Below are 8828 nucleotides of genomic sequence, written 5' to 3'. Positions count from 1 at the left end.
CGGTCGAGGGCTTATCCAAAAACTATTTCAATGTGCTGCAAATTCGTTTCGTATCTAGTTTTCAGGTGATCAAGCATCTGAACCGTTTGGTGGCGATGGCGGAAGGGTTCCACGCGTTCCCATACCGAACACGACCGTTAAGCCTTCCAGCGCCGATGGTACTTGGACCGAAGGGTCCCGGGAGAGTAGGACGTCGCCAAGCGAACAACCACTTTCACAGTGGTTTTTTTTGCCTATCATCTACTAGTATAAGTGAATGATTGCAAAAAAACGTCCGAGTGGGCGTGACTGCATGCGAATGCTCACTCGGACTTCATATATTTTTTGAGTCTGAATTTTTAACGAATGCGCGCGTATGGCGGAATTGGCAGACGCACTAGACTTAGGATCTAGCGTCTTTGACGTGGGGGTTCAAGTCCCTCTACGCGCACCATGTATGGAGGCTTAGCTCAGCTGGGAGAGCATCTGCCTTACAAGCAGAGGGTCAGCGGTTCGATCCCGTTAGCCTCCACCATGATTATCTTCCCAAACAGTATTTTCTTTTAACGACGCGGGGTGGAGCAGTTCGGTAGCTCGTCGGGCTCATAACCCGAAGGTCGCAGGTTCAAATCCTGCCCCCGCAACCAATTATCGATCGCCCCATTTTACAAGAAGCAGACGCACAGGACTTAAAATCCTGCGGTAGGTAACTACGGTACGGTTTCGAGTCTGGTTTTCACATCATTATTAAAGCCTTCCTTTGGGAAGGCTTTTTATGTTGGTTTATGGTGTTTTTTATTGAAATATCGATGACATGTGGATGATTAAGAGTTGTTTAACTCTTCTGTCTATTGATTACAGATAACATAATTATTAGCGGTTAGGAAATTAAACGTTTTTCAAAGACAAATAGAAGAACGAGTACAAAGTAAACTGCCTTTCCGGTAGAAGGAAGTAAGAGAGCTAATAAAATACACAGAATGATAAGTAGGAGAAATAAGGGAAGTGGCAAAAGCATTTTTTTAAATTTCAAGAAGACACCAGCTTTCGATAAATGTAATGAATAGGGATATTTCAATGATAACCGGTTAGTTAACTCAATCAAACCTATATATTTACAAAAATATGGGCATTAATAAAAATAATGAACATCAGAAAGAAGGGCGCCCCACTAGCGGACGCCCTTCTTTTATTTAACTCAATAGCTTTTCTCTAACTTAATATCGTTCCAAGATCAGCTGCGTCTTCAACCCGTCCATAGGAAGCAGCCAATCATGAGTTTCAAGCGTATTCATGAGCTCTGATCGGAGCTGGGAAGCAACCGAGACATCGGACGTTTTAAAAGAGATTTCGATCAGATTCTCCGTTCCTGTGCCGTCTGCATTACGAATCGGCCAAACTTCGAGGCTCATTTTCTGGCCTTTCCATGATCCTTCGTAGCGGTAGAACGTCAGCGGTCCATGGATGCGGGACTGTGAGAGCTTTTGTTGACCCCAATTCGAGGCGGACCATTTTTTGAGCTTTCCTGGCAGTTTGTCCAGCAGTAAAGCCAAGGCGTCTTGTTCGGATGGAAGCGTTGTGCCGGTTGTATTCGTGCTTATTTTCTTGGTGTTGGAGAAGCTAAGCGTTTGTTTGCCATAGCCCCAATCAATCTCGGCCTCGTAATTGTCATCCGAAGCATCAAAGCCCTCCTGGTTAGCCAAGCTGAGCGTGGCGTTAATGTCTCCATTTACGATGGGATAGCGTTTCTTATAGGTAAGCTCGTAGTTATCTTTATCCTCTTTTTTGCGAAAACGGACATTCCAGCCTTCGGCATCCAGTTCCAGGTTGTTTGTATCATAATAAGCAACACCGATCGCTTGGGGAACAGAGGCTATTCCGAATGCTTGAATGACTTCGCTTCGCAGGCTCCCACCGGATTCCAGCACGGTTTCGGGTTTGGCAAGGAACTTCACTTCATACGAAGGCACGGCATTGGCGGCGGCCGAAACCTCCGCTGCCTGGAGACCGGTTAGTCCACTTCCTAGAGTCGCGAAACCTACCATGAAAGACAACGTCAGCTGTTTCCATTTTCTCAACACAATCACTCCCATAAGCTGGATTTAGGTACACAGCTTACTTTAAACGCTGAATAATTGTGAGTTGTTAACGGGGGAGGGCGATTGTATCAAATGTTTATAGAATTATTGAATAGCAGCATACATTTTTTGTTAATCCATAGCTTACAGAATAAACTCACCTAGATCACAGGACTTGCTCCAATTGTTTGCCCACTTCGCGCAAAACCTCTTGAAAACGCTGAATTTGGATGGAAGGAAGACGGTCCTTATTATGGACGCTGTATATGTGCCGGGATGCCCGATGGCCGGGAATCGGCATAACGTGCAGTAAACCTTGCTGATGCTCCCGTTGTACCGCCATCCGTGACATAAAGGAAACATGGTCCCCCAACAACACAAGTTGCTTGATCGCTTCCAGCGAGTCCAGCTCTACCGGACTCCTCATATGCAAACCATGCTGCTCCAGCCACAGGTCGGTCAGTTGCCTTGTGCTGGATTCGGTTCCATGCAAGGCGAAGGGAGTGCGAATGATCTGCACGGGCTGCAGCGAATCCGTTTTGGCTAGCGGATGGTCAGGTGAACATATTAGAGTCAGATCATCTTTACACAAGGACTCGGCCTGCAGACTGGGACCCGTAAAGGGTTCGGATGAAATAATGCCCAGATCAATCTGGTGCCGCGCCAGCATCTCACGGATAACCGGAGAAGGCTTGACGGATAAGGAGATCCGTATGCCAGGAAACTCACGGGCAAAGGTATTCAATATCGCGGGCAGCAGATAGGTGGCAGGGACATAACTGGCTCCAATGTGCAGCGTTCCCCGATATAAGCTGTCGTATTCGCGGACGACCCGCTCCGACTCCTTGGCAAGCGCGTTTATTTTTACCGCATAATGCAGCAGAGCTTGTCCAGCCTCGGTGAGAAATGTTTTTCCGCTTCGGGACTCAAACAGCCGGACTTGCAGTTCTTCTTCCAGTGACTTCATATGAAAAGTAACTGTTGGCTGCTTAATGCCAAGTATTTCTGCCACGCTGGTCATATGATGATGGCGGTCGATCAGCTCCACAATTTGCAGCTTCATCAGATTCATTCGTATATCTCTCCCTTGATGATTTCTTATTTATGCTCTCTATATAGATTTAATCTATGAGTATCAACAGAATTCAAACAAAAAGTTAATTCTGAGTTTACATTAGTCTAATACAACGCTTAAACGTAACCCTTACACTGGAAATAGCTTAAGAAGACAGGTTGGGATCGAAAGTGGATATTGAAATCAGGGGCATTCAAAAATCGTTTCAAGGTACACCCGCGTTACTTCCTACCGATTTAATACTGCGTCATGGTCAATTCACCACATTGCTCGGGCCGTCAGGCTGCGGCAAAACGACACTGCTGCGGATGATCGCCGGACTGGAACAGCCGGACGGAGGAGAAATCTATGCGGAAGACCGGTGTATCTACTCCGTACACAAGAAGATTGACGTGCCGGCGCACAAACGCAACTTCGGGATGGTATTTCAGGATTTTGCCCTCTGGCCGCATATGACGGTATACGAGAACGTTGCTTTCGGATTAAAAGCGGCCAAGCTTAAGACGGATCTCAGGCAAAAAGTAATCGAAGCGTTGGCTATGGTCCGTTTAGAAGGAATGGAAGACCGTTATCCGCATCAGCTGTCCGGTGGACAACAGCAGCGGGTTGCATTTGCCAGAGCAGTAGCGATCCGTCCGGCTCTAGTACTGTTCGATGAGCCTCTGAGTGCGCTGGATGCGGTGCTTAGGGAGGAAATGCGGATCGAAATGATGTCGCTTGTGAAGGATATGGGGTTGACTGCCCTTTATGTCACACACGATCAGGTGGAAGCCATGTCGATGTCGGATGAAATTGTGGTCATGCGGAAAGGGGAAGTCCTGCAGCGTGGAACCCCGGAGATGATATATGAAACACCCAGTCATCCCTTTGTGGCTTCGTTTATCGGCAAGTCCAATTGGTTGACGGTCGATCACTCCATGGTGAGGCCGGAGCATGTGAGCTGGAGCAGGACAAGCACGGAGGATGTATGCTATCAGGCAACCGTGCTTAGCGTGAGCTATGTAGGCGAGCGATACGAAATTCGCTTACAGGTGGATGGTTTGGACAAGTGGACCGCTTACCTGGACAAGAGAATTCCGGTCGGAGAACGCGTGAATCTGTACGTGTCTCCGCATACGATCTGCCAGATGGGTGAAGGAACAAGTCATGATAAGAACATGAGCATGCAACAAAATATAGCAAAACGCACGCCTGCTGCTGCAGGCTAAGATGAAGGGGAGTTGGGGAGAAATGAGTCAATTGAAGTTACGGAAAAAAAGCGCGGTACTGTTGTTGGCATCGGTCATGAGCCTAAGTCTGTTTGGATGTGGCAGTACACCGAATGGGGATTCAGCTACTAAGCCGGCACAAGATACAGGCAAGCAAACTGCATCGGGGAGTGCGCAAGCCGGAGGTAAGCTCGTCCTTTACAGCGCTGGCCCTCAAAAGCTTGCCGACAATATCGTGAGCGGTTTTGAAGCCAAGACCGGAGTGAAGGTAGAGATGTTCCAAGGCACAACGGGCAAAATTTTGGCACGGATGGAAGCGGAAAAATCGAATCCGGTTGCGGATGTTGTTATTCTGGCCTCCCTCCCTTCCGCACAGGCGCTCAAGGCGGATGGTCTGACACTTCCTTATCCTGAAGCTGCCAATGCGGACAAACTGAATAAAGATTGGTCCGACGCGGAAGGAAACTATTTCAGCACAAGCGCATCGGCGCTCGGGATTGTATACAACACCAATCTGGTCTCTGCGCCGCCTCAAAGCTGGGCGGACTTAGGCTTGCCAGAGTGGAAGGATGCGGTCAATATTCCGGATCCGACGTTGTCGGGATCGGCACTGGATTTTATCACGGGCTATTTGAGCGTGAAGGGCGACGCAGGCTGGAAACTGTTCGAGGATTATAAAGCCAATGGGACTGCTATGGCAGGAGCGAACCAGGAAGCGCTGGACCCGGTGATCACCGGTGCCAAGAGTTTGGTTGCCGCAGGCGTGGATTATATGGCGTATTCGGCTAAAGCCAAAGGCGAGCCGCTTGACATTGTATACCCGGAGGAAGGAACTGTCGTGAGTCCGAGACCTGCTGCGATTTTGAAATCCAGTCCGAACGTGGATAATGCCAAGGCTTTCATCGACTACTTGCTGTCTGACGAAGCACAGAAACTGGTGGCCGACGCCTATCTGATTCCGGGGCGTGTCGATGTGGAGGCTGAAGGCCGGACCAATCTGAAGGATATTCCGGTGTTTAAAGTGGATTGGGCTTGGATGAATGACCATGTGGATGAGACGGCTGCACGTTTTTCCGAAGTATTCAAGTAAGTGCATAAGAGTGCGTGTTCAAAAAGGTCGGTTTTCAGCACCGAGAAGGTTGGATGAAGCTAGGGAGTGAGGAGCGGAGCGTACGTAGTTTGTACGTGAGCACCGGAAGGCCCGGATGAATTCAAGATTCGATGCCGAGTTGCTTCTTGATTCACTTCGTGATCAAAATCGGACTTTTTGAACAACCTCTAGGAGTGAAGCACAGGAAGGCAATGTGAGGTGAACCGAAAAGTGAGACCTGTCATCATGGACAGTCAGCGATTTTTACGGAAAATGGGCGTTATTCTCGCCCTTTTTCTTCTTATTATAAGCATCGGTGTGCCCTTGCTACTTATTTTTTGGCAAAGTGTATACCCGGATCAGCACTTCGATTGGCTGGCGCCGATACGAACGATAGCCGGTCATGAGCTGTCCGGTATTTTGCTGCAAACCATCTGGCTAGGGGTATGCGTGGTGGCAGGATCGACACTGTTCGCACTGCCGCTCGCCTGGATGATGGCCAAAACCCGGTTGGGACAGCATCGGTGGGTGGACGTGATTTTGATGATTCCGTTCATGACCCCGCCGTATATCGGTTCGATGGGCTGGATTCTATTTATGCAAAAGGGCGGATATTTGCAGCAGTGGCTGCCGGGAGCAGCTAGGTGGAGCGATTCCTTCTTCAGTTTTGGAGGCATGGTGCTGATTATGAGCCTGCACTTGTTCCCGTTTCTCTACCTGCTGCTGCGGGACGCTCTGATCCGAATCGGTGGTAATCTGGAAGAGGCCGGGGCGGTTCATGGCGCAAGCGCAGGATACCGGTTTAGAAGAATCATATTGCCGCTGCTGTTATCCTCTTACGGCATGGGTGCGATGCTGGTGTTCGTAAAAACCATTGCGGAATTCGGCACGCCGGCAACGTTCGGTCGCCGCATCGGCTATTATGTGATGACCTCGGAAATCCACAAATATATTTCTAGCTGGCCCATCGATTTCGGTAAAGCGACCTCGCTGGCATCAGTCCTGCTGTCGGTTTGTCTGGTGATGTGGTACATGCAGTCTACGATCAGCCGGAGGTTTACCTACCGTCTTGTCGGCGGCAAAGGTCAGCGCTCCAAAAGATATTCGCTGCGCGGCAGCAAAGGCGCCGTCTGCGCTCTATACATCGGTTTGCTGCTGATATTGTCTGTCGGCATTCCTTATTTTTCAATCATTGCGGCATCCCTGATGAAGCTCCGCGGAGCCGGGTTGTCCTTAGATAATCTGACGCTTGATCATTACAAGGAATTGCTGTCCTGGGGATCGGTCAGCCAGAAAGCGATTAGTAACAGTCTGGGTCTGTCGCTTGCAGCATCTACGGTTGCTGTTCTGCTCGGTACCGGTTTTGCCCTGACGATCGGCAAGTCCCAGGCACGGATGCAGCGGGTCATCGATCTGTTAAGTCTTTTGCCTAATACGGTTCCCGGCATTGTGATGGTAGTCGGCTTGATCCTGCTCTGGAATGCGCCATGGATGCCGGTTACGCTCTACAATACCTATGGGATGGTGGTGCTGACGTACGTCGTGCTGTTCCTCCCGTACACGGTGCAATATGTAAAGGCGAGCTTTACGCAGATTGACGGTACTCTGTTTCAGGCGGGGCAGGTATTTGGAGGCGGTCCTCTGCTTATACTACGGCGGATTCTGCTGCCGCTGATTATGCCCGGCATGCTGGCAGGATGGATCATGACCTTCACGATTGCATCACGGGAGCTGGTCGGGTCACTGCTCATTTTACCGCCATCGATGCAGACATCAGCTACATATATCTTTGCGCAGTTTGAGCAGGGACAGGTGTCTCTCGGGATGGCGATGGCCGTCGTCTCCGTCGGTATGACGGTGCTGCTGTTACTGCTGGTCGAAGCTATGAATTCTAAAAGAAAGTGGAATGCATCATGATGAAACTGACGGTGTGGGGCGGTGCAGGCGAGCATGGCCGTTCCGCCTATTTACTAAGCGGCAGCCAGGTTCATTTACTCATGGATTGCGGCGTCAAGAAGGAAGGATCGGGAGACTATCCCATGATCCACCAAGAACAGGTGCCGAAGCTGAATGCCGTGTTTCTGTCGCATGCCCACGAGGATCACTCGGTGGCGATTCCACTCCTGTACCGGCTTGGCTATCAAGGGGAGGTATGGACTACTCGGGAGACAGCAGCGCAGTTAACGGCCTACTTCGCCTCTTGGAGAGAATTCACGGCAAGGGCAGGCGTAGAGCTTCCTTATATGGAGGAGGATCAGCTGGCGATCCGCTACCGGTACCTGGAGGAAGAGGCTGAGAAGTTGACATGGTTTGAGGCGCTTCCCGGCGTAAAGATCATGTGGGGGCGAAGCGGCCATATGGTAGGGTCTGTCTGGTTTCTGGTACAGGCTGAAGGCAAACGGATCTTTTATTCAGGAGACTATACATCGGAATCGCTGCTGCTTGAGGATGACAGCCCTGCGCTGGTAGACAAGCCTTCTTCCATGCTGCTGGATCTGGCTATAGTGGATGCGGCTTACGGGACCGACGCTAATTCACAGGCCGATAAACTGAAGCAATTGGAACAAAAGATTGAGAGCACGCTGCAAACTGGCGGGAAGGTATTATTACCGGTGCCGGCCGCCGGTCGAGGGCAGGAAATGATCCTATGGGCATACAGGAACTGGGGAAACGTGCCGATCGTAATCGAAGCGCCGCTGATCGAGGGGATGAAGCGACTGCTTGAGCGTTCGGAGTGGCTTCGCAGCAAGGAGTCCGATCAGGGAATGAGAGATCAGCTGGAGTTATTACTGAATCGGAACGATTGGATCATACCCGCTAGCGAGGTGGAACGCGAGTCCTTGCTCCAGAAGCACGGGGCATCGCTATGGTTCGTAACCGATGGGATGATGCAGTCGAATCTTGCGCAGTGGTATTATAGCCAGATGTCCAGTGATACCCGGAATCTGGTCCTGCTCACGGGTCATGTTTCCCAGGGGACTTTTGGACATCGTCTCCTTCAACATCCGGCGTCATACGGTGCCTGCTCAGTCACGAAAATCAGGTATAAGGTACACCAGGGCCTGATGGACGTGCGCCAGATGATAACCGGCGTTCCAGCACTGCATACCGTACTTGTGCATGCAGACAAAGGAGAAACAGACCGGTTACAAGCCTGTCTGACAGAGGAATCGCCAGATCCCAACCTTCACATTTATTCCATGTCGGTTGGTGAGGAAGTCTATTTCTAGTCGTGTTTAGAGAACCTTTATCGCTTTCGCGATAAAGGTTTTTTTGTGGAATGGCTGTTATGTGTTTAGATGCAGGTGAAGTTGGTGAAGGCTGTAATGAACATATATAAAAATAAATTAGTACCAAGTACTAGTACTTGGTGATATAATAGTTATAAACTTGGAGGT

Annotated in this window: 6 protein-coding genes, 3 tRNA genes and 1 rRNA gene; 8 read left to right on the top strand and 2 right to left on the bottom strand. The window is 49.9% G+C overall.

Going from position 1 to position 8828, the window contains the following annotated elements:
- The first annotated feature begins 85 nt into the window (after nucleotides 1-85).
- The 4 genes from rrf to J7E85_RS02825 all read left to right on the top strand — a co-directional run bounded on the left by rrf (nucleotide 86) and on the right by J7E85_RS02825 (nucleotide 626).
- Nucleotides 86-202: ribosomal RNA gene (gene rrf / locus J7E85_RS02840) — 5S ribosomal RNA — on the top strand.
- A 147-nt stretch (nucleotides 203-349) separates the two neighbouring features.
- A tRNA-Leu gene (locus tag J7E85_RS02835) sits at nucleotides 350-433 on the top strand.
- A 5-nt stretch (nucleotides 434-438) separates the two neighbouring features.
- A tRNA-Val gene (locus J7E85_RS02830) sits at nucleotides 439-514 on the top strand.
- 35 nt (nucleotides 515-549) lie between these two features.
- Nucleotides 550-626 (top strand) — tRNA-Met (locus J7E85_RS02825).
- 570 nt (nucleotides 627-1196) lie between these two features.
- Here the strand turns inward: J7E85_RS02825 and J7E85_RS02820 are convergent.
- Nucleotides 1197-2072 (bottom strand): hypothetical protein, encoded by an 876-nt coding sequence (locus tag J7E85_RS02820; RefSeq protein WP_483311293.1) that lies wholly within the window; start codon nucleotides 2070-2072, stop codon nucleotides 1197-1199.
- Between the two features lie 151 nt (nucleotides 2073-2223).
- Complete coding sequence (locus tag J7E85_RS02815) at nucleotides 2224-3129, bottom strand: LysR family transcriptional regulator (RefSeq protein WP_215154769.1); 906 nt, start codon at nucleotides 3127-3129, stop codon at nucleotides 2224-2226.
- 173 nt (nucleotides 3130-3302) lie between these two features.
- Between J7E85_RS02815 and J7E85_RS02810 the strand changes: the two genes are divergently transcribed.
- The 4 genes from J7E85_RS02810 to J7E85_RS02795 all read left to right on the top strand — a co-directional run bounded on the left by J7E85_RS02810 (nucleotide 3303) and on the right by J7E85_RS02795 (nucleotide 8660).
- Nucleotides 3303-4340: an ABC transporter ATP-binding protein gene (locus tag J7E85_RS02810; RefSeq protein ID WP_215154767.1), complete on the top strand. Its 1038-nt coding sequence runs from the start codon at nucleotides 3303-3305 to the stop codon at nucleotides 4338-4340.
- A gap of 22 nt (nucleotides 4341-4362) precedes the next feature.
- On the top strand, nucleotides 4363-5430 hold the full coding sequence (locus J7E85_RS02805; RefSeq protein WP_215154765.1) for an ABC transporter substrate-binding protein: 1068 nt from the start codon (nucleotides 4363-4365) through the stop codon (nucleotides 5428-5430).
- 273 nt (nucleotides 5431-5703) lie between these two features.
- Nucleotides 5704-7347: an ABC transporter permease gene (locus J7E85_RS02800; RefSeq protein ID WP_483311294.1), complete on the top strand. Its 1644-nt coding sequence runs from the start codon at nucleotides 5704-5706 to the stop codon at nucleotides 7345-7347.
- Nucleotides 7344-8660 (top strand): MBL fold metallo-hydrolase, encoded by a 1317-nt coding sequence (locus J7E85_RS02795; protein ID WP_215154763.1) that lies wholly within the window; start codon nucleotides 7344-7346, stop codon nucleotides 8658-8660. Before J7E85_RS02800 ends, J7E85_RS02795 begins: the two co-directional genes overlap by 4 nt.
- Nucleotides 8661-8828 lie beyond the last annotated feature (168 nt).

Origin of the sequence: Paenibacillus sp. ISL-20, assembly GCF_018613005.1 — a bacterium.
Lineage (GTDB): Bacteria > Bacillota > Bacilli > Paenibacillales > Paenibacillaceae > Paenibacillus_AQ.
The sequence above is the reverse complement of the archived record's forward strand: the minus strand, read 5'-3'. Positions and strand labels throughout refer to the sequence as shown.